This is a genomic window from Geomonas diazotrophica, assembly GCF_019063885.1.
GTDB classification, from domain to species: Bacteria; Desulfobacterota; Desulfuromonadia; order Geobacterales; family Geobacteraceae; genus Geomonas; species Geomonas diazotrophica.
The window spans coordinates 1200669-1226485 of sequence record NZ_CP077684.1 but is presented as its reverse complement, the minus strand read 5'-3'; the positions used below and the strand labels follow the sequence as shown (position 1 = coordinate 1226485).

The window sequence follows — 25817 nt, the reverse complement described above, 5'->3', positions numbered from 1 at the left end:
GTAGTTTCTGACCAGTTTCCCTCCGGGGGAGCTGGTTTTTTTGTGTTTTCTGGTACACTCGCGTGGTGGCGCCGTCGCCCGGCGCGCTGTCCGGCATTTCACGGGGAGGGTTTTGAGATGAGACGATCGATTTTGGGAAGCATGGCGACCTCGGCGCTCGCCGCCATAGGGAGTATCGGCTCCCGGCTGCCGAGGATAGACGAGCAGGCGCCGGAGTTCGAGGCGGACTCCACCGAGGGGGCGGTAAAACTCGCCGATTTCGCTGGAAAAAAGCACGTGCTCCTCGCCTTTTACTACGCGGATTTCACCCCGGTTTGAACCAGCGAGATGCAGGCTTTTCAAAAGGAGTTGCCGCTTTTTGAGAAGCAGGACGCCCAGGTCCTGGGCGTGAGCAGCGACACGCTGGCAACACACCGGGAGTTCGCCCGGGAGCACGGTCTCTCCTTCCCCCTGCTGTCCGATGAAAAGGGCGACCTGCAGAAGCTTTACGGTGCGGGGCGCGCCACCTTCGTCATCGACAAGAGCGGCGTGATCCGTTACATCCATCGGGGCTTTCCCGACACCGCCAAGCTTTTGGAGCGGCTTGCCAAGCTGCAGGAAGAAGGGGATGTCACGCGATTGTAGAATTGGGCACAAAAGCCTGTAACCTCCCTCTGGTATGTTCGCCGCAAACGTAACCAGAGGAGATTGACTTATGTGGAGAGAAAACAGTGTCGACCTGAAGCTGAACCGGTTTTACGAGATGTCCGCGCGCGCGGTGCTGTGCCTGCTGATCATCGCCATCCTGCTTGCCATCGTAGCCGGTGTGGGGTGCACGCTCTATGATCTGCGCCTGGTCTTCCAGGAGGACTTTCACGGCGCCTCGAAGCAGATCATGGTCGACCTTTTGACCGTGCTCGCCATCATCGAAGTGCTGCGCACCGCGCTCGCCTATTCCACCGAAGGGCGGGTGAAGGTGACCTATATCATCGACACCGTCATCGTCACCGTGCTGACCGAAGTGATGGCTTTCTGGTACAAGGACATCGACTGGCAGGAAGTTGCCATGACCATCGCCCTGGTGCTTTCCCTGGCCTTGATCCGGATCGTGGCGGTAAGGTTTTCGCCGGCGGGCGCACGCAGGGAGCTGTAGCGGATGGGAGAGGAACCGAACGTCAAGCGCAGGGGAGAGCCGGTAAAAGTCAGCTGCTATGCCGGCTACAAGGCAGACGAGCGTCCCACCTCGTTCACGTGGCGGGACCGGACCTTCACCGTCACCGGGATCCTCGATCGTTGGTACGACCGAGACGGCAATTACTTCAAAGTGCAGGTTGAAGATGGTGGGCAGCACCAGTTGAGGCACGACCTGAATGACGACCGTTGGGAGTTGTTGCCGCCCCGTGACGAATGACGTTCCCCGTCATCTCCGGCTTATACATTTCAAGCTCAGCTCCCTAAGCCGCCTGCGCGCCTCTTCATCGTAGGCCTGCTCCGCCGCCCGTTTCGGGCTCCCCTGGTCGAAGTAGAGCCCGCTCTTCCCCTGCAGCTCGTCGTCCACCGCCAGCCGTTCCAGGTAGCGCGCCCCCTCCTCGACCGTGGTCCTCGCCGCTCCGAACCACTCCCGCACCATCTTGGTATCCATCAGCGACGCGGGATGCATTGCGTTGACCGTGATGCCGGTCCCGGCCAGCTCGTGCGCCAGGTCGAAGCTGAACATGATCAGCGCCAGTTTGCTCTGGGCGTAGGCGCGCATGCCGTCATACCCCTTCTCCAGCATCACGTCGTCGAACACCAACTCCTGCTGTGCGACCGAGGCCACGTTGACGACCCGCGCGCAGCCGACCTCGTCCGCCCGCCGCCGCAGCAGCGGCAAAAGCCGGTACGTGAGCAGAAACGGCGCCAGGTAGTTGACCGCGAAGCGGAGCTCGAAGCCGTCGGCGCTCAGCTCGCGCCGCTTCGGTTCGGGCCCGGCCCCCACCCCGGCGTTGTTGATCAGTACGTCGAGCCCGCGCCAGTCGGCGGCGATCGAGTCGGCCAGAGCCTCGACCTCGCCCAGCGAGGAGAGGTCGGCGTTGTAATAGTGCAGCCGGTCGCTGCCGGTAGCCTCGCTTATGGCGGCGACCACCCGGCGCCCTTTCTCCGGGTCCCTGCCGTGCAATAACAGCGTCGCCCCGAGGGGGGCAAAATCGGTGGCGACCTTTTCACCAAGGCCGTCGGTCGCGCCCGTGATCAGTATGACGTATCCTTCCAGGTCCTTCATGGCGGACCTCCTCGTGAGGCCTACTGTTCTCCTGTTCTCAATTCATGGCGTTGGCGCCGGCCGCCCAGACCGCCAGCCACTGCTGCTGCGGCGTCAGGCTGTTGCCGTGCTGGACCAGGACCCCGTCCTCCCGCTGGTAGCTGCAAAACCATCCCGGCTTGTCGGCGCCGGGAAAGGTCGGAAAGTCGCCGGGGTGCTCCCTGGCATCGTAGGGTGCCGAATAGGTGCCGTCGTCCTTGGGAGGCCGGCAGCGTTCGTCCCCCACGTACCACTTCGTTTCGGCAGCGGCGAGTTGCACTCCCAGGAGCGCGATGATGGCGAGTATCCGTAACATGCTCTTCATGATTCACAACCTTTCCTGTCGCTTCCGGCACCCGCGGCGACGCAGCAATCCGCGCCCCCGGGGTGCCGGAAGCACATGTGTTACGATTTGATTTCCTTGGGCATCTGCGCGAAAGCTGCCCTGGCGCCTTCCCTGATCTCCTCGGGGCTCAGGTCCCTGGTGTGGGTCGCCAGCATCCAGTTGTAGCCGAACGGGTCCTGCAGCGCTCCGGCCCGGTCTCCCCAGAACATTTCCTGGACCGCCATCTTCTCGGTGGCTCCCGCTTCAAGCGCGCGCCTGAAGGCCGCGTCGACGTTCTCCACGTAGAGATAGAAGCTGATCGTCGAACTTCCCAGGGTTTCCGCACTCTTGCAGTTTTCACCGGGACACTCGTCCCCCATCATAATGATGGAGTCCCCGATGAGGAGTTCGGCGTGCATGATCCCCTCCCCGTCCGGTCCCGGCATGGCGTATCTCTCCACGGCTCCGAAGGCGTTCCGGTAAAAGTCGATCGCCTTGCGGCAGTCCTTGAACATGAACATCGCTGTGACACTGTTAAATCCTTCCGGAATGGGTCTTATCATGATAAACCTCCTATCTGTCAGGTATTTCCACCTACCCGACCCTCTCAGGATAGGATTCGGCCCAGGCGATGTCAATAGCCGAGCCCCCCTGGTCCAGACTGCACCGTCCCGGTTTGCCGTGCGCCGGGGCGGCTCCGGATCCGGTACAGCTTCCGGCAGTTCACTACGACACGGCCGCAACTAACCCACCCGCCAAATCATATATAAAGGTTGACCGGCATCTGCCGAAAAGTTATTAACTGTTACCCGCCCCAGTTGACGCATCTATCACCCGATTAAGGATGGCGAGATGACTTGTATCCGATTGGTTGCAACAGCTGCCTTTCTGCTCGTAACAGTCCTGTCGACGCTCATCTGCACCGCGGGACAAGCCGAAACGGGCGTCGCACTGACCGCCGAGGAGCAGCAGTGGCTCCAGCGGCATCCCATCATAAAACTCGCCCCCGACCCCGACTTCAAACCGATCGAGTTCTTCGACGAAAATGGCCAGTACCAGGGCGCCTCCGCCGACATGATCCGGCTCCTGGAACGAAAGCTCGGCATCACCATCACCGTGGTCCACCTGAGCAACTGGGACGAGGTGCTGGAGAAATTCAAGGCTCACCAGGTGGACCTCCTGGGTGCCATGGTGCGGACCCCGAACCGGGAGAAGTTCGCCCTGTTCACCGACACACTGGTCGCCGTCCCGGGTGGCATCTTCGCCCGCAGCGGCTCGCGGACCAACCTCACCCTCGCCGACCTCAAGGGGAAAAAGGTCGCCGTCGTTTCCAATTACGCCTCCCACGACATACTCCGCACCAGGTTCCCTGACATCAGGCTCGAAGTGGTTCCCGATGTCTCCACCGCCTTGGCCAAGACCTCCCTGGGCATGGTCGATTTCTACGTGGAGAACATGGCCAACGCCACCTTCTATGCCCAGCAGGCCGGCATCACCAACCTGCAACTGGCCGGGAAGACCGATTTCGACTACCGCTGGGGGATCGGGATACGCAAGGACTGGCCGGAACTGCAGGGAATTCTCAACAAGGGGCTCGCCGCCATCGGCAAGGAAGAGCGCAGCGGCGCCCTGCAAAAGTGGCTCTATGTCGACGACCTGCACTGGGCCCCCAGCAGGACCTTCGTCATCGGAGTCGTCGCGGCCCTGCTCGCCCTGCTCCTTGCCGCAGCCGCCTGGGCCAACTACGCGCTGAAGAAGGTGGTACGCAGCCGGACCGCGTCGCTGCAGGAGGAGCTCGGCGAACGGAAAAAGGCGGAAGAGGCCTTGAAAGGCTTGTCGGTAGAGCTCGAGGACCGGGTCCGCTCGCGCACCGCGGACCTCGAAAGGGAGATCGCGGAGCGGACCAGGTCCGAGCAGGCGGTCGCCGCGAGCGAATTGCGCTTCCGACAGCTGTTCCAGAACGTGGCCGACCCCGTCTACATCGCCGACCAGACCGGGAAGATCCTGGCCGCCAACGACCAGGCGAGCCTCGAGCACGGCTTCTCGCACGAACAACTGCTCGCCATGAACGTCGGCGACCTCGATGCCGTCAACTGCGACGCCGACAAGGTGGCCGACCAGATCAAGGCTTTCCCCGCGTCCGCGCCGGTCACCTTCGAGACAGTGCACCGCCGCAGCGACGGGACCACCTTCCCGGCGGAGGTGAAGGTGAGGCGGATCGAGTTCGACAAACGTCCCGCCGTCATCGGTGTGGCCAGGAACATATCGGAGCGAAAGAAAGCCGAGGAGGAGCGCATCAGGCTCGAACAGCAGCTGCTGCACGCCCAGAAGCTGGAAAGCCTCGGCGTCCTCGCCGGCGGAATAGCCCACGATTTCAACAACATCCTCACCTCCATCATCGGAAACGCGGAGCTGGCCCATCTCCGCCTCGGTCCGTCATCTCCCGCCCTGGAGAACCTGCAGCGCATCGAGGCGTCGGCCGTGCGCGCCGCCGACCTGGCCCGGCAGATGCTCGCCTATTCGGGCAAGGGAAGGTTCGTCATCGAGTCCATCGACCTGAACCGCCTGCTCCAGGAGATGGGACACATGCTGCACGTCGCCATCTCGAAGAAGGTCGTGCTGAAGTACCACCTGGCGGAACAACTGCCGGCGATAGAGGTGGACGCCACCCAGATCAGGCAGATCGTCATGAACCTGGTCATCAACGCCTCCGAGGCCATCGGCGACCACGACGGCGTCATCGCCGTCTCGACCGGCTGCCTGGAATGCAGGGAGGAGTACCTAAAGGACGCCTGGCTGATAGACCCGATCCCTGAAGGCTCCTACGTCTCCCTCGAGGTCTCCGATACCGGCTGCGGCATGGACAAGGAGACCCTGGCCAGGATATTCGATCCCTTCTTCACCACCAAGTTCACCGGCCGCGGCCTCGGGATGGCGGCGGTGCTCGGCATCATCCGCAGCCACAAGGGTGCCATCAAGGTTTACAGCGAACCGGGGAAGGGAACCTGTTTCAAGGTGCTGCTTCCGGCGGCGGCAGGGGAGCCCTCGGAGGGCGTCGTGGAAGCGGAGCCGGTCCTCTGGCGGGGCGAAGGGGTCGTGCTCCTCGTGGACGACGAGGAGAGCATCCGGAGCACCGGCAGCGAGCTCTTGCGCGAGCTCGGCTTCGAGGTGATCACTGCCGCCGACGGCTGCGAGGCGCTGGAGATCTACCGCAACCACCCGGCCATCGCGCTGGTGCTCTTGGATCTCACCATGCCTCACATGGACGGCGAGCAGTGTTTCCGTGAGCTGCGCCAGGTAGACCCGGCGGTACGGGTCATCATGTCCAGCGGGTTCAGCGAGCACGAGGTGTCGCAGAAATTCGCGGGCAAGGGATTGGCCGGGCTGATCCAAAAACCTTACAAGCTCTCCTCGCTGCGCGAGGTCTTAAGGGCCGCCTCCCCTGGGGGGGGCCCTGCGTGACGGCCTCCGCGTCCGAATCGCGCCTGCCTCTTCCGCGCGCATTGAATTCGGCAATAATTTCTGTAAAGTTAATCATCCAGCCCGCCGGGCCGGGAGCGCACCTCAGCGAACCGGGGAACACAGATGCCGACAGACAGCATCCAGCCAAAGGAAAGTGCAGTCGCGTCGCTTCAGGGGGGGGCCTCCTGGGGCAAAGCGGTGAACCTGCTCCCCTACCTGGTCCTGACCCTCTCCCTCCTCATGACCTTGTTCTTCTGGCGCCAATACGACCGCAGCCTCACTTCCCGTTTCCAGACCGCCTTCCAGGACAGAACCGAGGAGATCATGGTCCGGTTCCTGAACCGGATGATCGATGACGAGCAGGTCCTGCGGGGAGCCGTCGGTCTCTTCAACGCAAGCGACGAGGTCACCCGCGATGAGTGGCACCGCTACTCCATATCGCTCTCCCTGGACAGGAACTATCCCGGCCTGCAGGGGCTCGGCTTCACGGAAGTGGTGCTTCCCAAGGACAAGGAGCGCCATATCCGGCGCATGCAGGCGGCGGGTTTTCCCAGCTACCGGATCTGGCCCGAAGGGGAACGGCCGGTCTACACCGCCATCGTCTACCTGGAACCGTTCGACTGGCGCAACCAGCGGGCCTTCGGCTACGACATGTTTTCCGAGCCCAACCGCCACGATGCCATGGCCATGGCATGCGACACCGGGGATGCGGCGCTGACCAACCCGGTATTCCTAGTGCAGGAAACGGAGCGGGACCGCCAAAAAGGGGTGCTGATGTACCTCCCGGTGTATGACCGGATGCTGCCGACCGCCACCCTGGAACAGCGCAGGGACGCGCTGAAGGGCTACGCCTACAGCCCGATCCGCATCAGGGACTTCATGTGGGCCACCTTCCCAAGGCCGTCGCAGGACATCGGCTTCCGGATCTACACCGAGAGCAGGGCCACGGCCTCGGCCCTGCTTTTCGACAGCGTCTCGGACTGGAAGGTGAACCTCCCCCGGAACTACCGCCCGGATTTCCGGGCCAGCCGCACCGTGAAAAAGTTCGGCCGCGAATGGCTCTTCACCTTCCAGTCACTCCCGAACTTCGCGCTGGAGCAGGGAAAAAATCAATCCCGCAGCTACCTTGCAGGCGGGCTCGTCGTCAGCGCCCTTTTGACCGTGATCGCCTTCATGCTCCGCAACGCCCGCACCAGCGCCATCAGGGCTGGGCAGGCCCTTAGGGAAAGCCAGGAGCGCTACCGCAAGATCTCCGAGGACAGCCCCGCCTACATCTGCACCTTTCTACCCGACTGCACGCTCACCTACGTGAATCCGGCGCTCGCCAAAAATGCGCGCAGGGCCCAGGCTGAACTGGAAGGGCGAAACTTCCTGGATTTCCTGCTCCCGGAGTACCGCTTGCCGGTACAGGAAGCCCTGAACGACCTGACCCCGGAACAGCCGACCGAGACCATGGAACTCGCCATCTTCGGCCCCGGCGGCGGCGTCATCTGGCATCAATGGACCAACAGGGGGATCTTCGACGAGCAGGGAAGGCTCGCCGAGGTACAGGCGGTCGGTCAGGACATCACCGAGCGCAAGAAGGCCGAAGAGGAACGCATCCGTTACGAACAGCAGTTGCTGCACGCCCAGAAGATGGAAAGCCTCGGCGTCCTCGCCGGCGGCATCGCCCACGACTTCAACAACATCCTCATGGCGATCATCGGCAACGTCGACCTGTCGCTGATGAAACTTCCCGAGGAGTCACCCGTCGCTGAAAACCTGCGCAACATAGAAACGGCCGCAAACCGCGCCGCCTACCTCGCCAAGCAGATGTTGGCCTACTCCGGAAAGGGGAGGTTCATGATCGAGCAGACGGACCTGAACCGGCTGATCGAGGAGCTGCGCCACGTGCTGGAAACCGCCGCCCCCAATGCCGAATTGAAGCTGGACCTGGCGCGGTCGCTCCCCGCGGTAGAGGCGGACCAGAACCAGATACGCCAGATACTGATGAACCTCGTACAAAACGCCGCCGAGGCGATAGGGGACCAAAAGGGAGAGATCATAATCCGCACCGGTTCCGCGATTCTGGACCAGGAGAGTCTGAAGAACCTTATCCTCGGGGAGAACATGGCGGAGGGGCGTTACGTCTTCCTCGAGGTGTTCGACACAGGTGCCGGCATGGAAGAAGAGGTGCTGAAAAAGATCTTCGATCCCTTCTTCACCACCAAGTTCACCGGCCGCGGTCTCGGCCTCGCCGCGGTCCACGGCATCGCCCGCGGGCACCAGGGGGGGATCCGGATCTACAGCGAACCGGGAAGGGGCACCACCTTCAAGGTGCTGTTGCCTGCCACCGAGGCCGCCGAAGCGGTCGCGGCGGAACCGGTCCTTGACGACTGGAGGGGTGAAGGGAAGATCCTGCTCGTGGACGACGAGGAGACGGTGCGCAGCATCGGCATCCGGATGTTGAGGGAGTTGGGTTTCACCCCGTTGACGGCCTCGGGCGGGGAAGAAGCGTTGTCGCTTTACCGGGAGAATCCCGACATAAAGGCGGTCCTCCTCGACCTCACCATGCCCGGGATGGATGGGGAGGAGGCGTTCCGGCAGCTGCAGCTCATCGACCCGAAGGTGCGGGTGGTCATGTCCAGCGGCTTCAGCCAGCAGGACGTGGTGCAGAAGTTCGACGGCAAGGGCTTGGTCGGCTTCATCCAGAAGCCGTACACGCTGAAAGTGTTGAGGGAAGTGATGCGGAAAGCCCCATAGTGCAACATCGAATGGGGGTGCTGCAAATGCCCTTCTCGTAGGCCGCCGGTGCGCCGGCGAGGCTCACCCCCTGGGATGCTTGACCCGGTTCGCCTCGTTCTTGTGATAGACATCGAAGAAGATCACGCTGTTGTCCCCGACCTCCCGGCAGAAGCCGCATTTATCCTCCAGCTTCTTCCCCTCCTTCCTGCACTGTTCGCACCAATGGTAGATGAGCCGGTAGTCACGGCGCCCGACGTACTTCTTGAGCTTCCCCTGGTACTCCCCGTGCATCCACCCGTCGGCGTCGCCGGGGTTGTCCAGGAGCCGGTCGATGACGTGAAGAATTCGGTCGTGGCCGGGGGGGTCATGTTTTTGAATCTTGTCCATCTTGGCCGCGAAGCCGGGGGTAGGAAAAAAGGAAAAGGGAGGCATGATCTCCTCTACCGGCGGGGGTGCCGGTCGTTTATTTTGGGGTCTGAAGGCAAAAAGCTAGGTCATGGTCACGAGCAGCGGATGATCGAAGCCCGCGTCGGAAATGACGCGAAGGGCCTGGGCGCTTCCCTGCAGCGCGGCCCCGGCCAGATCATGCTTTCGGCACAGGTGCACCAGGACCCCGAGGTTGCCGTAGAGAGCGAACCCGAGGCGGGCGCGCATCTGCTGCGCCCCCGCCTCCTCCAACTCCTTGCCGCTTTCCTGGAGCACGCCGACGTAGTGGCTCGGGAACGAGACCACCTTTCGATCCAGTCCGGCGAGAAATGCCTCCCGCTCCCCCGGGGCGATCTTCGCAAAATCGGCGCCGCACCAGGCGCTTTCGCGGGTGGAGATGAGCGAGCGGCAGGTCAGGGGACGAACCGGGTAAACGCTGCACCCCCCCTCGGCGTTCAGCAGGGGACAGAACCCCATCTCGTCCCGGTGCAGGCGCAGGTACTGCGGCAGTTCCCGTACCCCCTGCACGAGGTCGCGCAACGTCACGGCGTACTTCTCGACCCCCTTCCCCTGTTCCTCATCCAGGTGCCTGGCCACGGCCAGCGCCTCGGCGAAACCGGTGTGCACCGCGAGGCTGCAGCAGTTGCGGCATCCCTTGCCGCAGTAGACGCTGCCCCCGCCGGAGCGGTAGTCGTCAACCCAGGAGCGGACGAACATTTCCAGGAACATCTGCTGTTGCTTTGCCTGGTCGAGCAGTTGGGTCAAGGTTTCGCTTGTGACAGTCATAGCATCCCTTCGTTGTCGCCATACTGGCAGAACATCTGCTTCTGCCGCGGACATTGCCGCAGAGCTTCAGCTCATAGCATATCGTGGCAGATTGGGCAAGTGGCGTGAACACCCTCTTGCGATACCGCTGGCGTCTGATAACATTTGCAGCAGTTAATGTTAAAGGTCGTTTCGCTACGGGGGGGACGTCATGAAAAAAGTGGCTCTGTCGATGTTGCTGCTGCTGTTTTGGTACGGACCTGCGCGTGCCGACGACTGCGACTGTCGGCCCATCGAGTACCAGCAACTGATGACCATGCCCGTGAGTGAGATTCAGGCAAAAATGGAGCAGTATGAAAGGCTCAAGGAGAGGTATATCCACGGCGGTTCGACGAACTGTTTTTACACCTGCGCCACCGCATACGAGCAGCTCCACGACGCCAAGGCGGAGAAGGAGAGGGAAATGACGAAGGACCGTGCCGCCAGGCGCGCAGCTGAGCAGGGCAGCGTGCTTCATCGACACCGGTCACCCCGCTGACGCGGCCAGCCCCCTTTCGCCTGCTCAGTGGTCCAGTATCTCCCTGACCTTGCGCAGCAGCTCCATCGGCTGCACCGGTTTCATGATCAGTTCGATCCCCTCTTCCGACACCCCTCTGTTCTGGATGAAGTCCGCGGTATATCCGCTGGAATACAGCACCTTCACCCCCGGCTGCAGCAGCGAGATCTCCTCGTAGGCCTCCTTGCCGTTCTTTTTCGGCATGATCATGTCCATGAGGATCATGGCCACCTTTTCCCTGTTTGCAGCGAACTGCTCGACGACGTCCTGCCCGTCCACCGCCTCGATCACCTGGTAACCGTACTGGCTAAGGATGGATACCACGAGCCTGCGGACTTCGGAATCGTCCTCGGCCAGCAGGATGGTTTCGCTCCCCCCCGTCGGGGCCTGCCCATGCACTACCTGGTCATCCGCCTCGCCCGGTCCGGCCTCCTTCACCGGCAGGTAAATCCTGAAGGTGGTCCCGTGCCCGGGCTCGCTGTAGACGTTGATGATCCCGCTATGCTGCTTGACGATGCCGTAGACGATCGCCATGCCGAGGCCGGTCCCCTTGCCGACCTCCTTGGTGGTGAAAAACGGTTCGTAGATCCTCTTGCGGGTCTCCTCGTCCATGCCGCCGCCGCTGTCCGACACCGTTACCACGGCGTAGCTTCCCGATTCGGCCCGCCCAGACTCGTGGTCGAAGGGTGACTCCACCGCCTGCAGCCCCGTCTCGATGGTCAGCAGTCCCCCCTTGGGCATGGAATCGCGGGCATTGGTCGCCAGGTTTATCAGCACCTGCTCGAGCTGCCCCACGTCGGCGTGCACGATGAGCTGGTCTCCGTAGGTTACCGTCTTCAGGTGTATGTCCTCCCCGATGACCCTGAGGATGAATTTCTTGAAGTTCTCGATGACCTCGTTCAAGTCCACAGGTTCCAGGTGGATGACCTGCTTGCGGCTGAACGCCAGCAATCCCTTGGTAAGTTGCGCCGCTCGTTCGGACGCCGACAGGATATGGTCTACCCATTCCAGCTCTGCCTTGCCGAGGCTTTCGTTCATCCTGAGCATGTTCCCGTAGCCGGTGATCACCTGCAGGATGTTGTTGAAGTCGTGGGCGACGCCGCCGGCCAGCTGCCCCACCGCTTCCATCTTCTGCGACTGACGGAGCTGCTCTTCGAGGTGGATGCGCTCGGCAAGCATCCTGGAGACCTTTATCGAGGTGAAACTGAGCGTGGAAACCATCTTGGTGAGTTCGGCGTAGAATTTCATCCCCGCGTCAGCCGCTTCGCGCGTGAAACGGGGCACCCGGTCAAGGGCGGCCAGGTACTCCGTCTCGTCGAACCCGAAGCGCCTGGCCTGCTCGCGGAAAAGCTCCACGTCGGGCGGCTCGTCCTGGTAGAAGAACTGCCCGATGAAGACGTTGCCGACATGCCTTCCCCCCACCTCGATAGGGGTCACCATGTCCCACATGTTGTTCTTGCAGCGATAGCGTCTGTAAGTCCCCACGGGCACCCCCGCCGAAAGAACGGTGTCGCTTTCCAGGCAGTTTTTGCAGGCATCGGGATGGACCCTGTGGAACTTGGTGCAGATGTCCTGCCACCCTACCGCGACCAGCACCTTGCCGGAGACGTCGAGGACCGCCCCCAGCATCCCGGTTATCCTGTAGAAATCCTCCATCATGGCCTTGAGCATGTCGCAGTCGATGATATCCGAGAGCTCCAGGGTGCCGATGTCACCTTCCGGTTCCAGGATCGCCTTCAGTTTGTGCCGGACGGTCTCCTCGCTCTGTTTGAGCGCCACCTCGGCCCTTCTGCGTTCCTCGACCTCCTCCTCCAGCATCGCGGTCTGCTCCTCGAGGAGCGCCGTCTGCTCCTGCAGCGATTCCTGGGCGATCTCCCGCTCCTGCAGTTGCTCTTCGAGCTCGACGCTCTTCTTCTTCAGCTCGTCCTCGAGATGCTTGAGTTCCGTGATGTCGGTGGATATGCCGCAAAGGCCGTATACGGCCCCCTCCTCGTCCTTAAGCGGGAGCTTGACGGTCCAATAGCTGCGCGGCTGCTCGTTTTCGGCTGCCAGGTTGGTCTCTTCCCTTTTGACCGTGAGCCCCTCCTCGAGCACCGGCCGATCGCTGACGATTATCTCCCGGACCGATTCCGGGGAGAAGAACGCGGCGTCGGTCTTCCCCACGATCCTGTCTTCGGGTTGGCCGAACAGTTCGCAGACCTGGCGGTTCGCGTAGGTATAGCGGTACTGGGTGTCCTTTATGAAGATGTAGGCGCCGACGTTGTCGAGGATGGTGTCCAGGCGCAGCTTGCTCTCGCGCAAGGCGGCCTCGGACGCTTTGCGTTCGCAGCTGCGCCTGTAGAAGAAATAGGTGGCGAGGCACGCTACCAGGAGCGCGAAGGGGAGCAGGTACTTCAACACGTCCTGGAAGGTCGGCTCCTTGGTTTCGTAGACGCCGAACCACTTCTGGTACAGCTCGTCATAGTCGCCGTCAGCCTTGGTCAGGGCGAGCCCCTCGTTCAGCAAGGCGAGGAGGTCCGAATCCCCTTTGTGCACCCCGAAGGTGAACTTCTGTGCGTAGCCCGCCTTGGCTTCCAGGGCCCGCACGTTGTCGATGCGGAGTTCCCGCAGCGTCTGGAGTCCGGCCAGCTTGCTGAGGAGCATGGCGTCGTGCTTGCCCGAGGCAAGGAGCGTGAGCCCTTCCCGGGCGTCGTTGACCAGCACCAGTTGCTTTTGCCATCCCTTGGAGATGGCGTACTCGTGGGCCAGGTCCGATTTGAACACGATGATGGACTTACCCGCCAGGTCCGCCTCTGAGTTGATGCGGGAGTCTCCCTTGCGCACGAAGATGGCGCCGTTGACGGTGACGTGGGGGACGCTGAAATCGGTGTAGCGATGCCGCTCCTCCGAGGTGGCGATGTTGACCAGGACGTCGACCTTGCCGTCCTTGAACTCCTGGAGCAGTTCGCCCCACGGCCTGACCCTCAGGGTATATTTGAGTCCCTCCTCTTTGGCGACCTTTTTCCAGAGTTCCACGGCAAAGCCGCCCGCAGTATCGTCGGTACTGCCGGTGGAGAAGGGAGGAAAATTCTCCTCGCTTCCTACCACGAGCGTTTTCTGAGGGTGGTCGGCGGCCGGTGCCGTTGCAACGGAGGCGATGAGGCATACGATGAGGATGATCAGACGTTTGAGCATTCCCGGTCCCTTGGTCGACGTGAGGCTTAGGGTTAGATAATTCGCTGTCTCAGGGAACTGACAGAAGCTGCAGTGCGTCAATTAATGAAAGACCAAGATAAGATAACAGAGAAAGCGAACTCGTAAAGAGAGTTCGCCTTTCCTGATGAAAAATAGGCAGGATTCAAGGAACAGGGATGCAAACAGGGATAAAAGGGATAAAGGGGATGCAAGCCTAAGCAAAGGATTCTGGTTCACCCCAAAGCACGATGCCTTTCATTGCTTTATTCCTTTCATCTCTTCATCGTTTTTATCGTTTTTATCGCTTTCGCTTTCATCCCTTGCATCGTTTTTATCGTTTTTATCGTTTTTATCCCTTTTATCCCTTTTATCCCTGTTGTCTTGCTTTTTGTCCCAGTTCAGGCGAGGGGCAACCGAGGTGGTACCCCTGTGCGTAGTCGATGCCGACGCTTTGCACCGCCTCCAGGATTTCCTCCGATTCGATGTATTCGGCGATGGTGCTGATGTTGAACTCCTTGGCGAGGATGGCGAGCGTCTTCACGAAGGCCATGTCCCGGTAGTCGTTGAGCATGTTCCTCACGAAGACCCCCTCGATCTTCACGTAATCGATGGGGAACTGCCGTATGTACTGGAACGAGGAAAAACCCGACCCGAAATCGTCGATGGCGAACTTGAACCCCTGGGACTTCAGGTCGTAGACGAACTTCTCCAAAAGGGTCAGGTTCTTCACCGTTTCCCGCTCGGTCAACTCGAAGACCACCCTGCTGCGGTCGATGTGGTACCTGTCCGCGAGGGCGATGATGTTGGGCAGGAACTCGCTCAGGATCATCGACTTCGGGGAAAGGTTCACGAAGAGGTTCCCCTGGTACCCCTGCTCTTCGACCGTGGCGAACGCCTTCTCCAGGAGGATCGCGTCGAGCCTCCCCACGATACCGAGGCTCTCGGCGGTTTCGATGAAGTCGCTGGCGGCGATCACCTCGCCGTTCACCTCGATGCGGCAGAGCACCTCGCAGCACTCGGGCTGGCCCGGTCCGAGCGCGACGATGGGCTGGAAATACGGCATCACCCTGCGCCCGTCGACCGCTTCCTGCACCATCCTCGCCTTTTCCCCGACCATCCGGAACACCTCGACGACGTCCTCTGCGGTGGGGATGCTGACCCGGTTTTTACCCTCCCCCTTCGCCTTGTAGGTCATGTTGTCCGCGAACAGGAACAGGTCCTTTTCCGTCACCGCGTGCAGCGGGAAGAGAGCGAGTCCGATGGAGGCGGTGGCCCTGGCCTTTGCCGCATCCGGGGTGGTCACGTAGAGGTCCTCGGTGATGTTCCTGATCCTCGCGGCCACCAGGGCGGCCTGCTCCTCGTCCGCCTCGGGAAGCAGGATCACGAACTCGTCCCCGCCGTAGCGTGCGAAGATGTCCCCCTTGCGCAGTGCCTGCTGGACCGCCGCGGCAAAGGCGGCGAGGTAGCGGTCGCCGATGGAGTGCCCCCAGGTGTCGTTGATGTGCTTGAAGTTGTCCAGGTCTATCACGAGCAGCGCGAAGCTGTAGCCGTGCCGGTCGGCCCGGCCGATCTCGTAGGAGATCAGCTCCCAGAACACCCGCTGGTTGAAGAGGTTGGTGAGGGGGTCGCGGGTGGCGTAGTACTCGAGGTCCTTGGTGTACTTGTGGATCGCCTTAATGGAGCCGATCACGTTCAGGAGCGTGGTCAGGATGCTGTCGATCACCAGGCAGCGGGTCGAGTTCCACGCCGACTCCGACTGGACACCGATCCCCACCACGCCGCCGATCTGCGGGGAATCGAGGATCAGCGACTTGGTCTGCAGGTCCAGGGTGCCCTGCTCCAGGACCAGCTCGGTATGGTCGGATGCGATATTGTGGATCACCTGCAGGGTGGAGCTCTCCGCCAGGCGGGCGTTCTCGCTGCGTATCTTGCGCAACACCTCCAGCTCGACCCGCTTCCTGGTTTCCTCGCTCGGCCGGGCGCGCCAGAAGACCTCGATGTCGTAGAGCTCCTCGCCGACCTGGAAGATGCAGAACAGCATGTAGGCGTCCACCACCTGGTTGATCTCGAGGAGGAGGCAGGCGACGTGCTCCTTCCAGTCCCGGATCACCTCGGACGTGATGATGAACTTCTCCAGCATCCGGATCTCCAGCTCCAGGATCTCCTTGTCCACCGACACCGCCCGTATCTTGTCCACCAGTTTCGAGACCTCGCCGAAGATCCGGTCCAGCTCGGTGAAGCCGGGGGCCACGTCGGAGAACTCGAGGCGGGTCAGGTCGCGGATGCTGTTCACCTGGATCACCTTGTCCCCGAGCTCGTTGATGGAAGGGACCACCCGGGCGTTTACCAGGCGCGCGATGAAAAGGGCCATCAGCACCGGGATGGGGGAAAGCAAGAGGAAGAGTAAGAACAGTTTGTGCCGTGCCTGCCGCAGCATCGGCCCGATATCCTGACGCACCTTCAGCGCGCCGAGCAGGGTTCCGGTGCGGGCGTTGCCGTGACAGCCGAGGCAGTTTTCAGCGGCGAAGAGAGGAAAGATCGCCTCTACCACCCGCCCCTCGCCCCGCTCGAGGACGGTGCCGCTTTGGAACACCTGCTCCACGCCCGGATCCGGGGGAAGCTCGACCCGCCCGTAAAGCGCCTCTACGACCGGCGTGCGGTACAGCTCGACCGAGTGGCTCCCAAGCGCACCGGTCCCGCTCGGCATGTTGTAGAGGCTCAGGAGTTCCTGCCGGGTGGCCCCCTTCCCCATCAGCAGGGGAATCGAGTGCTGGAACTGCTGCGCCTGGTCGTAGGCGAGCCTCGTGGCGCTGCGTTTGACGGTGTCGAGGTAGACCAGCGAGGAGATGCCGAGGACGGAAGCGAAGCTGATGAAGGAGACGGCGAGGGACGATGCCAGGATGAAGGTTCTCAGGGAGAGCCGGAAACCGCGGCTGACCTCGGTGGTTGATGCGCAGGACTGCAGCTCCGGGACTTCACAATTTTCTTCGATGGCGATACAGGATACGTTTTCCAATTTAAACAGGACCTTTTTTGTCTTATTTGAAACTGGAAAGGTTTATATCACGCGACTTGGCTCATAGCAAGAAATTCCTATATTCAGCAATCATGCTAAGTGGATATCTCAAAAGAGTTGCGACGTTCCGCAATTTTTTGCGGGTCCACAAGCCGCCGCACGCCCCCGCCCCCCCCTTTGCGAAGGGGGGACAGGGGGGATTTGCCTCGGTTCAGGTTCTCCGCACGTAAGCGCCCAGCCCCGCGTCGAAGCACAAGGCCGGGCGCCACGAACTCTTTCCACCGCGGAGTTCCTTACGGCGTCTTGACGATCTTGGTGAAGAGGTAGTCGTTGGCGGCCACCGGCGTGTGGCAGCCGAAGCACTCGGCGACGAAGCTTTTATCCTTGCCGTAAGGCTGCAAATTGTTGCCGACGAAGCGGGCGAAGCCCCACCCTCCCGTGTCCTTGTATTTCTTGGCATCCTTCACCATGAACTCGACTTGCACGAAATCGCCCGGCTCGGTAGCCACGGGGAACGACGGGTGTTTCTCCGCCTTCCAAGCCACCTTGGCCAGGACAGTGCCATCAGGGAGCGGTTTGGTTCCGGCTTTCAAGGCTGCCACAGCGATCTCGTTCCCGGTTATGATCCGGATCTGCCCCTTGTCCTCCCGGTAGGAGGGACCGACTACCTTCCAGGACATATAGTCGGGATAGAGGGCGATGCCGTTGGGAGCGATCGGACGGTCCGCTGCCGTGACCGAACCGGCTACCGACAGGGCCACGACACAGGCAAGCAACTTTTTCCTCATAGCTTCCTCCTTCATGCAAGATGATCAGCGTGCACCTGACACAGGTGATCAAGTTGGACCGGACCCGGCAGACACAGGCGACTTGGAAACAATAGCAAAAAGTTGTCCCGCGTAAAGAAGACGCAGTCGATTCAGCTGGCGCATGACACAGTGACGGCCGTTTCCGCGAGGATTCCTGAGTTGATCCAGCCGGGCTATCTCTTCGCCGGGTCGCGCTCTGCGTCGCAAGTTGAGCGTATTTTGCTCAAGGTGCTAAAATACGAAGATACATTCGCACCTGAACTCGATTGGTGCGGGATAACGAGGTGCACCATGACTGACACGACACTCCGCGACCGGGCATCCGGCGCCATCATGGGCGCGTTCATAGGGGATGCCATCGGGCTCGGCCCCCATTGGTACTACGATCTAACCGAGTTGCATAAAGACTACGGCGAATGGATCAGCGGCTACACCGACCCGCGCCCCGGGCGCTACCATGAAGGGCTCAAGGCGGGGGAATTGTCCCAGGCGGGACTCATCCTCAAACTGCTTCTGGAATCGCTGGTTCACTGCGGCAAATACGACCAGTCCGACTTCTGCCGCCGCATGGACGAGGAATTGCTGCCGCTTCTGGACGGGACTCCGATGAGCGGGCCGGGAGGCTACACAAGCCAGTCCATCCGGGAATTGTGGCGCCGACGGGTGGAACAGCAGCTCCCCTGGGGGCAAACCGGCGGGCACGCCGACACCACCGAAGCGATCGAACGAACACTGGCCCTTGCCGTGCGCTATGCGCTGGACCCGTCCCGGCTCGCCGTCACCATCGCCGACAATGCCGCCCTCACCCAGAACGACGCCACCATCCTATCGATGACCGTAGCCTACGGCGCCGTACTGGGACAACTGGTCCAGGGGAAAGCGCTGGACGCCAAGCTCTCGGGACGGCTGATGAAGCTGGTCCATGACGGCGCCCTCCCCTTCCATGCCGTCACAGGCGACGATCTGCAGCCGCCCCGCGCCGGAGCCCCGGACCCACCGCGCGCTGGTAAGTTCGCCTCGCCCGATGCGCTGCTGACCCCTTCCTACATGGCAGCGGCCGCCGCCGATCCGGAGATACGCATCGAGCCCGCCTGGAAGGTCTCCATCGTCTACGGCATGCCCTGCGCCATCTACCACCAACTTCCCGCCGCTTATTACCTGGCGGCGCGTTTTAAGGACGACTTCGAGTCCGCCCTGCTGCACGCCGTCAACGGCGGCGGCCAAAACCAGGCGCGCGCCATACTGACCGGAGCGCTGGTTGGGGCGCAGGTGGGGCTGTCGCAGATTCCGCAACGCTTTCTGGACGGCCTCACCGATTGCACCACACTGTGCAGCCTTGCAGCCAGGCTGGCCGCGGACGCGAACGGTCCTGATCGGACCTGAGGGGTGAAACCATGAAAACGACCACCTGTGCCGAACTGAGTGAACTGTTGTCCGCCGGCGCCCTCGTCATCGACGTCATGACGCCCGAAGATTACGCCGCCTGCCATCTGGCCGGCGCACAGAACGCCTGCATCTACGAGATGGTGTTCCTGGACCGCATCGCGGAGCTCGTTCCCGACCGGAACACCGAGCTGATCCTGTACGACGCGACCGGGAGCAGGCTCACCGCCGAGGTCGCGCGGGACCGCCTGTTACAGGCGGGATATCGAAACGTTTCGGTCCTGGAAGGAGGGCTCGCGGCCCTGAAAGCGGCGGGACTCCCCGTCGAGACCGGGACGGACCCATGCCCCGAGGCGGGCGTCGCGCATGGCAGTTACTCGATCGACAAGGAAAAAAGTTCCCTGGAATGGATCGGGCGCAACCTGAACAACCGCCACCACGGCACCATCGACGTGCAGGGGGGTGAGCTGGTCATGAGCGACGGCAGGCTGGTTTCCGGGTCCATCGTGCTGGACATGACCAGCATTCAGAACCGCGACCTGCAGGACCCGTACTGGCTCGATCTCCTAGTGCGGCACCTTAAGTCGGAGGACTTCTTCGCCGTCGAGCGCTTCCCCACCGCCTCGTTCCGGCTCACCCGCTGGGAGCCCGAAAGTACTGGAGCGCCCGAGGCGCCCGAAGGAACCGCCATCGGAGAACTCACCATCAGGGGGGTCACCCGTCCGGTGGGCTTCCCCGCCATAGTGGCGCCCCAGGAAGACGGCAGCATCAAGGCGCATGCACACCTCGACATCGACCGAACCCTCTGGGATGCCGGGTACGGCTCGGGAAAGCTCTTCGAGCGCCTCGGCATGCATCTCGTGCACGACCTGGTCACGCTGGAGCTGTTCGTCCTGGCGGTTAAGAAATGATAGGGAAGGAAGGAATAGCGAAGGGGGGACAGGGAGGACAGGGGGGATTTGCCTCGGCAAAATCAGCTCGAAGTTGCCCTGTTACTGCGCGTCGCTAGGATCGCTGAACGAGGCATCCGCTTCGGCACCCCGAACCCCGTTGCAGCTGCACAGCTTGCAGCCGCCCGCATCGGCGCAGGGGCGATGCACCACGTTGTACAGCACGAACAGGATGGTCCCCATGAGCACGGCGGCCAGGAGGTTGGTTCCGCCCAGGACGTCCTCGGCCTGGAAGACATGTCCCGCCAGCGATACCCCGCGTAGGTCCGAGGCCGCTGCGGCGAGTTTCCCAAGCCCGAAATAGAGGATGGTGCCCAGGGCGACAGCCGTTAACGCGTTCATGCCCTTGGTAACCATGTAATGGCAGGAGAAGGCGGCGCGGCGCTCCGCCAGGCAGATGATGGCACCGGTGACGATGGAAAAACCGGCGCTGGGAAGAACGAGGTATTGGACCAGTTCGATGGTCGACTGGTTGAGGACGGCCGCCTCGACCCTTTGGGAAGACGTCGTGTAGATGTGGAGCAGGTAGAGAAGAGAGGCGCCGCTTCCGGCGAGGATTGCTGAGGAGAGCATGTGGGCCTGTTTGAGGGCCGCTTGCATGGCGGCGTACAATCGCAGAGAACGCATCATGGCATCCCTAAACGCCGTCGCGCCACCTCGCGTGTCGACGGCTGCAGAACCGCAGGCCCGGTCCGGGCCCCATGTAATTCGATTCTTCGCGTAGGGGAATTGCCTGGATGCATCGGAAGGTGCAGGTTCCCTCTCGCCTTGCCGATAGCGTATACACTATTTCCTTTAATAAGTAAACAGCAAAGGCTCCGAGCCGGGAGGTGGCATATCCCGGCCGGAGCCTTTTACGCTTTTGCAGCGGCCTCACCGGCTATTTCAGCGGCAGGTAGATGTCGGTCACCAGTTCGTGTTCGGCGACGTCCGGAACCAGGTTCAGGTAGTGGAAGAAGATCGGGAAGTCCCGCAGCTCCTCCCCGCTTTGGGGGAACCAGTCGCGGCAGAGGGGATAGATGGTGTCGCCGATCCGGTCATGGGATCCGAGATGGCGCACAACCGCGCAGCGGCCGCCCGGGATCACGCCGTTTTCTACCCCCTGCGGGTTCTCCGGCACCGGTTCCGACACCGTGCCGCAGATGTCGAAGCGGAACCGTTCGGGCTCGGTCACCGCGGGATCGTCGTAGGCGATGCCGAGGGTAAGCGCCTGCTTCACCGGCGAAAGCCCGCTCTCTTTGCGCCACTCGATGAACTTCAGCGCCGAATCGTTCAGCTTCTCCGGCGCGCCGCGGTGGGCCAGGACGGCGATCCGGGTCTCGGGGAACTCCACGATTTTTACTTCCATGTCTTCTCTCCTTTGCATGGGCGGCGGCCGGAAGCGTTCCTTCCAGGGCTGCCATTTCGGTGATTTTCTGAATTGAGAGGGGGACTGGCCAAACACCTGCCTGAAGGCGCGGGAGAAGGCCTCGGGACTCTCGAAGCCAGCGTCCAGGGCGATATCGATGATCCGCTCCTCGCGGCGGTAGCAGAGCCGGTACGAGGCGTGCTTCAGCCGCATCTGACGGATGAAGGCGAAGACCCCCATGCCGGTGTAGAGCGTGAACTGCCGGTGGAAGTGGAATTTCGAGAAATGCGCCACCCGGCTCAGTCCCTCGACCGTCAACGGCTCGTCAAGGTGCCGCTCGATGTACCGAACGACCCTGTCAAAGCGTTGCGCGTATGCCTGTGCCTTGTCCATGTGCCTACCGTCCCCTCTCGATTCGCAGGTGATCCTACCCGAGAGTCGGAGAGAAATCCTGACCGGAATTGCTCAATGCGGCGAATATAGCACCCGTCCCCTCTTTTTGGCGCGCGAACTTCAATTCCCGAGTTTCAAAAGAAAATTTGAGGAGATGTGCACGACTTTTTGAAGTTGGAACGTCGCGGCGGAGCGTTGTCGCATTTTTTTGGTGCGAGAACTTCGATTTTAATGTTCCAAAAAATATTTTTGGAAGTTATGCACGACTTTTTGAAGTTGAAACGCCGCGTCCGAGAGTTGTCGCATTTTTTTTGTGCGAGAACTTCGATTTTAATGTTCCAAAAATTATTTTTAGAAGTTGTGCACGGCTTTTTGAAGTTGAAACGCCGGGCCGGAGAGTTGTCGCATTTTTTTTGTGCGAGAACTTTGATTTTAATGTTCCAAAAAATATTTTTGGAAGTTGTGCACGGTTTTTTGAAGTTGAAACGCCGCGCCCGAGAGTTGTCGCTTTTTTTTTGCGCGAGAACTTCAATTTTAATGTCTTGAATAATATTTTGTGAAGTTATGCACCACTTTTTAAGTGGAAACCTGGCGATAAACTCAAGGTCCTGTCTTTGCGAAGGAGTCGGGGCCTTTTGGCTGCTGTTGGCCAGGAAGTGTTGCAGGAGAACTCGAGTTCCCCCCTTTGCGAAGCGGGGACAGGGCGGATGTGCTTTTTGGAAGGACAAGCAGCTTCGGTCTGCCGCAAGCCGGCAGACCGAAGCGGGGAATTGGGAAAGGTAATTACAACACGATTATCGAAACAGCCTGTGACCACGGCCCAGGCCCCTCCGGCCCATCGGTCCTCATCCTGACGTAGTACCTGTTGGCCGGCTCGAGGTTTTTGAGGATGATCTTGGCGCAACTGGCGTGGTGTCCTCCAGGGTTGTACCAGCTCGCCTCAGAAGTCGGTTCACCTTTACAGAGATTGATCAGGTACGGCCCGCCCCCCCGAACGTGACTGCCCTGGACGAGAATCCATCCCGTTTTCCCTTTCACATGTTTCACGTCGAGACGGATCTCCACATTTTGCCGGGAGGAGTGCGCCTTGCGTGAATTCTTGTGGGCGGTTTCCTTTGGCGGCAGCTTGATGGTGTGGAGGATGCTGGGATCCCTCCGGTGGATCGCGATGGTCTTCATGTAACTGACCGAGCCCAGCACGTCGAGCTCGCAAAAATCCCGCACTTTCTGGCGCTGTTCCCTGAACAGGACGTCTCCCCTGTCGGCCCCGGCGCTCAGTTCCTTCATGGCCAGCACATGCTCCCTCAACGTTTGTCCGCAACAGACGTGTGCGGGCCGGTTTTCGTTGTAGAGCGAACTGGCATCCAGGGAATCAGCGAGCTCAGTAACGGTGACGAACAACTGGGGGAAAGTCTGCTTTCGGAGATTGGTATCGACTGAATCGTACTCCTCGACCATAGTAGCCTCCCGAACAAAAGATTAGTTTTGTCCAATATAGCAAAGGCTGTAATCTCGTCAAGCGCCGAAAATTATTCCCTCATCATCCGGCCTCCCACGCTCCGGGCGGGAGGGGGATGCCCATGAATATGAAAGGCTCCAGCCGCCGTTTTTCAACGGGCGAAGCTGAAGCCTTTTTTGCAGAGGTCGTGATCGCCGGTTCCCTTCCCACCTGGGAGTCCGCCCGGATCCTCATTCCGTTTAGGTCACTGGCGGTATTTATACGTGCTACCGTCAACCCTTATCACGGCTGATATCTTGATGTTGCAATGATTCTCGATTTCTTGAATTTGTTCAATTGCGTAGTCACCTATTGCATCCTGCACCTCTTCAATTTTGAAAAACAGGCTCAAGCCATCATCAAATTCTTCATTAGTTACGCCGTTAGACCATTCTATGAACCTTGAGCGCTCGGCAGGTGATAGTTTCGTTGCCAAGATGCTAGTAAGAATTGATTTGCTACCTGCCATGTCGTCCCCCTTCAAAAGTGTATTTAACTCGCCAAGCAGGACTTCAGCACCCGCAGAATAGTATATCTCTACTACGGCCAGTCGACCAGTTGCACAGCATCCCCGACAGCCAATCCCATGAGTCCCGTGAGGGGGCATTGCTGAGATTTGGATATTTGAGCAAAGGGGTTGTGCCTGCAGACACGTATCAGCGGTAAGCGGAACGGTGCCCTTGCAGCGGCTTCAGCAGCCATGCAGTTTTGCTGGCAGGAGCCTTCAGCTCGGTTTGGGAGGCTCATTGTTGGGTTGGTACCACTTGTCCAGGTGGCTTAAGACAAAATCATAAGAATGCTGACCGCGCAGAAAGTTATCCGCCTCCCCCGCCTATTGAACGTCCGTCCTTCCTGCCTGTAGATGCTCCTAAAGATGCCCCTTGTGACTGAGCCGGGCTGAAGCCACATCAATTTGGCGCTTGCACCATGTACCTCTTAGAGAGCTCAAGAATAGGGGAATTGTGCCGATATGAGAGGGTGACACCATCTGCGTCAGGCATTAATTCAGCCAGACTTACAGGAGATCCTATGAACAAAATGATTTTGCCAATACTTTGTTGCCTGCAGCTGCTTTTCCTATCGTCTGACGCTTATGCCAATGATGGCGGAATCCTCTATTTGGTAAATGACGTGCAACCTTTTTCTTCAGCTGATACGCGAGTACTTGTCAACAAAGATGGGCAGGCTTTGGGGGATTAAGCTAGACAAGGCGCCTGGAAGCTACAGAAAATTTACTGGAAGCAATTACGTGTACTGCAATACTAACAATCAAGTATGCGGATTGATCGACAGACGTGGGGATTGGGTTGTCGCCCCGAGCAAGATGGAGATTGAAAGCAATTCAATGTACGACCAGAGCAGCGCCTACGCGGTAAAGGTGGGCGATAAATACGGTGCAATAGACTCTACAGGCAATATTATTGTGCCTGTTGTATATGAGAAGATGTCTATATTTTCCAACAATAGGGCTGTATTCACGTTCAAAGGTAAGTCAGGTATCGTCAACAGTAAAGGAGAGATTTTGGTTCCCGCGGCATTCGACCTGCCGACTTTCTCTAGCACTGAGAGCGGCTTGACCTTCTTCAAGAAGAAAGGCAAATACGGCGTAATCGACCAACGCGGCAACATTAAAATAGCCGCAGTGTACGAAGATGCAGTGTATACGAATATTTCTGACAAGGCGCTACCTGTAAAATTTCACAAAAAGTGGGGAGTTGTCGACTCTTCTGGGAAAACAGTGATTCCTTTTAAGTACGATGACATTTCACTGACACCAGATGGTTATGCCCTAGTAACTGTCAATAACTTAAAGGGAGTTATTCGTCTTGACGGAAAATGGGTAAAGAAACCATGCAAACTGAACTTCACTGCCCAAGGCTTTGCTCAAGGGTTAATGGTGATTGAGTCTGAAGGTAAGTACGGATATATGGATACGAAAGGGGAAATCATTATAGAGCCGAAGTACGACGATGCACGCCCTTTTTCGGGAGGGCTTTCACCAGTGCAGATTGGGGCTCTTTGGGGCATTATTGATCTGACAGGAAAGCTGGTATCAAAAGTTATCTTTGAATACGTTTTCGATACCTTTGAAGATGGAGTGCTGCTGGTCACCATAAACGGGAAGGAACAGCTCCTAAATAGCAAGCTTGAATGGGTCTGGCCCAAACAGTAAGGTATGCGCTGTAGCGGTCTGCACCAGCAACTGGAACTGGCGCTGATTGACATAGGGACGCCCATGATTTTATGCGTTTCTTCCGAGACTGTGGAAATGAGTAACACATTATTTTAAAGCCATGAGGGAACGTTGCTGTGATTTTGATATTTGAGCAGAGGGTTGTGCTTGCAGGAAAGTCGTTCAATCGTCATTCCGACGGCCAGCAAAACAAAAGTCAAAATCCCAATAACGCGTTCCCATGTCCTGCCCTACCGTCTTCATAACCAACCAGCGAGGGCGTCAAATGTTAAAATCTGAAGAACGTCACCCTCGCGCACCGGTGGGCAACCTTTCTAAAAACAAAGGCTTCGGTCGGCTCATAAGAGCCAACCGAAGCCTTGGCGAAGGTTGTTGAGGGTGGCGGGAATCTCACTCTACATTATTATGTTGAAATAATTCAGGAAAAATCAAAAAAATGCCAAAATTTGTACCCCCAGATACCCCCAATTTCCGCCGCTGCAATCCGCTTCAATTTGGGAACCCAACCCGGAACCGGAGTCTTTTTTGTCCCCACAT

General features: G+C 59.7%; 23 protein-coding genes. 11 read left to right on the top strand and 12 right to left on the bottom strand.

Features of this window, described 5'->3' with window-relative positions; translation table 11 throughout:
* Positions 1 to 117 precede the first annotated feature (117 nt).
* From KP003_RS05405 to KP003_RS05395, 3 genes are all read left to right on the top strand, one after another.
* A complete protein-coding gene (locus tag KP003_RS05405; RefSeq protein WP_216500515.1) occupies positions 118 to 624 on the top strand; it encodes a peroxiredoxin family protein in 507 nt (168 codons plus the stop codon).
* Between the two features lie 70 nt (positions 625 to 694).
* Positions 695 to 1132, top strand: coding sequence for a phosphate-starvation-inducible PsiE family protein (locus KP003_RS05400; protein WP_217300460.1), 438 nt, complete (start codon positions 695 to 697; stop codon positions 1130 to 1132).
* A 3-nt stretch (positions 1133 to 1135) separates the two neighbouring features.
* Entirely contained in the window at positions 1136 to 1390 is a 255-nt protein-coding gene (locus tag KP003_RS05395) for a DUF6504 family protein (protein WP_217300459.1), read from the top strand.
* A 9-nt stretch (positions 1391 to 1399) separates the two neighbouring features.
* Here KP003_RS05395 and KP003_RS05390 read toward each other — a convergent pair whose 3' ends face one another.
* The 3 genes from KP003_RS05390 to KP003_RS05380 form a co-directional block, all read right to left on the bottom strand.
* Positions 1400 to 2239, bottom strand: coding sequence for an SDR family NAD(P)-dependent oxidoreductase (locus tag KP003_RS05390; protein ID WP_217300458.1), 840 nt, complete (start codon positions 2237 to 2239; stop codon positions 1400 to 1402).
* Positions 2240 to 2276: 37 nt separating this feature from the next.
* On the bottom strand, positions 2277 to 2582 hold the full coding sequence (locus tag KP003_RS05385; RefSeq protein ID WP_217300457.1) for a hypothetical protein: 306 nt from the start codon (positions 2580 to 2582) through the stop codon (positions 2277 to 2279).
* An 80-nt stretch (positions 2583 to 2662) separates the two neighbouring features.
* Complete coding sequence (locus KP003_RS05380) at positions 2663 to 3145, bottom strand: VOC family protein (RefSeq protein ID WP_217300456.1); 483 nt, start codon at positions 3143 to 3145, stop codon at positions 2663 to 2665.
* 289 nt (positions 3146 to 3434) lie between these two features.
* Here KP003_RS05380 and KP003_RS05375 point away from each other — a divergent pair, with 289 nt between their 5' ends.
* Together KP003_RS05375 and KP003_RS05370 are read left to right on the top strand one after the other, a co-directional pair.
* Complete coding sequence (locus KP003_RS05375) at positions 3435 to 6044, top strand: response regulator (RefSeq protein ID WP_217300455.1); 2610 nt, start codon at positions 3435 to 3437, stop codon at positions 6042 to 6044.
* A 123-nt stretch (positions 6045 to 6167) separates the two neighbouring features.
* Positions 6168 to 8786 (top strand): CHASE domain-containing protein, encoded by a 2619-nt coding sequence (locus KP003_RS05370; protein WP_217300454.1) that lies wholly within the window; start codon positions 6168 to 6170, stop codon positions 8784 to 8786.
* Positions 8787 to 8849: 63 nt separating this feature from the next.
* Here KP003_RS05370 and KP003_RS05365 read toward each other — a convergent pair whose 3' ends face one another.
* Together KP003_RS05365 and KP003_RS05360 are read right to left on the bottom strand one after the other, a co-directional pair.
* Positions 8850 to 9200, bottom strand: a complete 351-nt coding sequence (locus tag KP003_RS05365; RefSeq protein WP_216790959.1) for a toxin — start codon at positions 9198 to 9200, stop codon at positions 8850 to 8852.
* A 57-nt stretch (positions 9201 to 9257) separates the two neighbouring features.
* On the bottom strand, positions 9258 to 9980 hold the full coding sequence (locus KP003_RS05360) for a YkgJ family cysteine cluster protein (protein WP_217300453.1): 723 nt from the start codon (positions 9978 to 9980) through the stop codon (positions 9258 to 9260).
* 190 nt (positions 9981 to 10170) lie between these two features.
* On the opposite strand from KP003_RS05360, the gene KP003_RS05355 reads away from it, so the two are divergent.
* Entirely contained in the window at positions 10171 to 10497 is a 327-nt protein-coding gene (locus KP003_RS05355) for a hypothetical protein (RefSeq protein ID WP_217300452.1), read from the top strand.
* Between the two features lie 24 nt (positions 10498 to 10521).
* On the opposite strand, the gene KP003_RS05350 is transcribed toward KP003_RS05355, so the two are convergent.
* From KP003_RS05350 to KP003_RS05340, 3 genes are all read right to left on the bottom strand, one after another.
* Positions 10522 to 13689, bottom strand: coding sequence for a PocR ligand-binding domain-containing protein (locus tag KP003_RS05350; RefSeq protein WP_217300451.1), 3168 nt, complete (start codon positions 13687 to 13689; stop codon positions 10522 to 10524).
* Between the two features lie 367 nt (positions 13690 to 14056).
* Complete coding sequence (locus KP003_RS05345) at positions 14057 to 16705, bottom strand: putative bifunctional diguanylate cyclase/phosphodiesterase (protein ID WP_217300450.1); 2649 nt, start codon at positions 16703 to 16705, stop codon at positions 14057 to 14059.
* A gap of 293 nt (positions 16706 to 16998) precedes the next feature.
* Positions 16999 to 17493 (bottom strand): cytochrome P460 family protein, encoded by a 495-nt coding sequence (locus KP003_RS05340; protein ID WP_216500826.1) that lies wholly within the window; start codon positions 17491 to 17493, stop codon positions 16999 to 17001.
* A gap of 312 nt (positions 17494 to 17805) precedes the next feature.
* Here KP003_RS05340 and KP003_RS05335 point away from each other — a divergent pair, with 312 nt between their 5' ends.
* Together KP003_RS05335 and KP003_RS05330 are read left to right on the top strand one after the other, a co-directional pair.
* The gene (locus tag KP003_RS05335; RefSeq protein ID WP_217300449.1) at positions 17806 to 18897 is read left to right on the top strand and encodes an ADP-ribosylglycohydrolase family protein; all 1092 of its coding nucleotides are present in this window, start codon (positions 17806 to 17808) and stop codon (positions 18895 to 18897) included.
* A gap of 11 nt (positions 18898 to 18908) precedes the next feature.
* A complete protein-coding gene (locus tag KP003_RS05330; RefSeq protein WP_217300448.1) occupies positions 18909 to 19808 on the top strand; it encodes a YceI family protein in 900 nt (299 codons plus the stop codon).
* An 81-nt stretch (positions 19809 to 19889) separates the two neighbouring features.
* On the opposite strand, the gene KP003_RS05325 is transcribed toward KP003_RS05330, so the two are convergent.
* Both KP003_RS05325 and KP003_RS05320 read right to left on the bottom strand, forming a co-directional pair.
* A complete protein-coding gene (locus KP003_RS05325; RefSeq protein WP_217300447.1) occupies positions 19890 to 20477 on the bottom strand; it encodes a hypothetical protein in 588 nt (195 codons plus the stop codon).
* Positions 20478 to 20727: 250 nt separating this feature from the next.
* Positions 20728 to 21588, bottom strand: coding sequence for an AraC family transcriptional regulator (locus KP003_RS05320; RefSeq protein WP_217300446.1), 861 nt, complete (start codon positions 21586 to 21588; stop codon positions 20728 to 20730).
* Positions 21589 to 21756: 168 nt separating this feature from the next.
* Here KP003_RS05320 and KP003_RS05315 point away from each other — a divergent pair, with 168 nt between their 5' ends.
* On the top strand, positions 21757 to 22134 hold the full coding sequence (locus KP003_RS05315; protein ID WP_217300445.1) for a hypothetical protein: 378 nt from the start codon (positions 21757 to 21759) through the stop codon (positions 22132 to 22134).
* 237 nt (positions 22135 to 22371) lie between these two features.
* Here KP003_RS05315 and KP003_RS05310 read toward each other — a convergent pair whose 3' ends face one another.
* Together KP003_RS05310 and KP003_RS05305 are read right to left on the bottom strand one after the other, a co-directional pair.
* Positions 22372 to 23046 carry a hypothetical protein gene (locus KP003_RS05310; RefSeq protein WP_216500832.1) on the bottom strand — a complete coding sequence of 225 codons (675 nt, stop codon included), beginning with the start codon at positions 23044 to 23046 and terminating at the stop codon, positions 22372 to 22374.
* A 245-nt stretch (positions 23047 to 23291) separates the two neighbouring features.
* Entirely contained in the window at positions 23292 to 23555 is a 264-nt protein-coding gene (locus KP003_RS05305) for a hypothetical protein (RefSeq protein ID WP_217289324.1), read from the bottom strand.
* Positions 23556 to 24115: 560 nt separating this feature from the next.
* Between KP003_RS05305 and KP003_RS05300 the strand changes: the two genes are divergently transcribed.
* Complete coding sequence (locus KP003_RS05300; protein WP_217300444.1) at positions 24116 to 24286, top strand: hypothetical protein; 171 nt, start codon at positions 24116 to 24118, stop codon at positions 24284 to 24286.
* Positions 24252 to 25259 carry a WG repeat-containing protein gene (locus tag KP003_RS05295; RefSeq protein ID WP_217300443.1) on the top strand — a complete coding sequence of 336 codons (1008 nt, stop codon included), beginning with the start codon at positions 24252 to 24254 and terminating at the stop codon, positions 25257 to 25259. Before KP003_RS05300 ends, KP003_RS05295 begins: the two co-directional genes overlap by 35 nt.
* Positions 25260 to 25817: the final 558 nt, after the last annotated feature.

Coding starts and splice junctions, on each gene's coding strand:
- KP003_RS05400 (WP_217300460.1), top strand. CDS start 695: ATGTGGAGAGAAAACAGTGTCGACCTGAAGCTGAACCGGTTTTACGAG.
- KP003_RS05395 (WP_217300459.1), top strand. CDS start 1,136: ATGGGAGAGGAACCGAACGTCAAGCGCAGGGGAGAGCCGGTAAAAGTC.
- KP003_RS05390 (WP_217300458.1), bottom strand. CDS start 2,239: ATGAAGGACCTGGAAGGATACGTCATACTGATCACGGGCGCGACCGAC.
- KP003_RS05385 (WP_217300457.1), bottom strand. CDS start 2,582: ATGAAGAGCATGTTACGGATACTCGCCATCATCGCGCTCCTGGGAGTG.
- KP003_RS05380 (WP_217300456.1), bottom strand. CDS start 3,145: ATGATAAGACCCATTCCGGAAGGATTTAACAGTGTCACAGCGATGTTC.
- KP003_RS05375 (WP_217300455.1), top strand. CDS start 3,435: ATGACTTGTATCCGATTGGTTGCAACAGCTGCCTTTCTGCTCGTAACA.
- KP003_RS05370 (WP_217300454.1), top strand. CDS start 6,168: ATGCCGACAGACAGCATCCAGCCAAAGGAAAGTGCAGTCGCGTCGCTT.
- KP003_RS05365 (WP_216790959.1), bottom strand. CDS start 9,200: ATGCCTCCCTTTTCCTTTTTTCCTACCCCCGGCTTCGCGGCCAAGATG.
- KP003_RS05360 (WP_217300453.1), bottom strand. CDS start 9,980: ATGACTGTCACAAGCGAAACCTTGACCCAACTGCTCGACCAGGCAAAG.
- KP003_RS05355 (WP_217300452.1), top strand. CDS start 10,171: ATGAAAAAAGTGGCTCTGTCGATGTTGCTGCTGCTGTTTTGGTACGGA.
- KP003_RS05350 (WP_217300451.1), bottom strand. CDS start 13,689: ATGCTCAAACGTCTGATCATCCTCATCGTATGCCTCATCGCCTCCGTT.
- KP003_RS05340 (WP_216500826.1), bottom strand. CDS start 17,493: ATGAGGAAAAAGTTGCTTGCCTGTGTCGTGGCCCTGTCGGTAGCCGGT.
- KP003_RS05335 (WP_217300449.1), top strand. CDS start 17,806: ATGACTGACACGACACTCCGCGACCGGGCATCCGGCGCCATCATGGGC.
- KP003_RS05330 (WP_217300448.1), top strand. CDS start 18,909: ATGAAAACGACCACCTGTGCCGAACTGAGTGAACTGTTGTCCGCCGGC.
- KP003_RS05325 (WP_217300447.1), bottom strand. CDS start 20,477: ATGATGCGTTCTCTGCGATTGTACGCCGCCATGCAAGCGGCCCTCAAA.
- KP003_RS05320 (WP_217300446.1), bottom strand. CDS start 21,588: ATGGACAAGGCACAGGCATACGCGCAACGCTTTGACAGGGTCGTTCGG.
- KP003_RS05310 (WP_216500832.1), bottom strand. CDS start 23,046: ATGGTCGAGGAGTACGATTCAGTCGATACCAATCTCCGAAAGCAGACT.
- KP003_RS05305 (WP_217289324.1), bottom strand. CDS start 23,555: ATGGCAGGTAGCAAATCAATTCTTACTAGCATCTTGGCAACGAAACTA.
- KP003_RS05300 (WP_217300444.1), top strand. CDS start 24,116: ATGAACAAAATGATTTTGCCAATACTTTGTTGCCTGCAGCTGCTTTTC.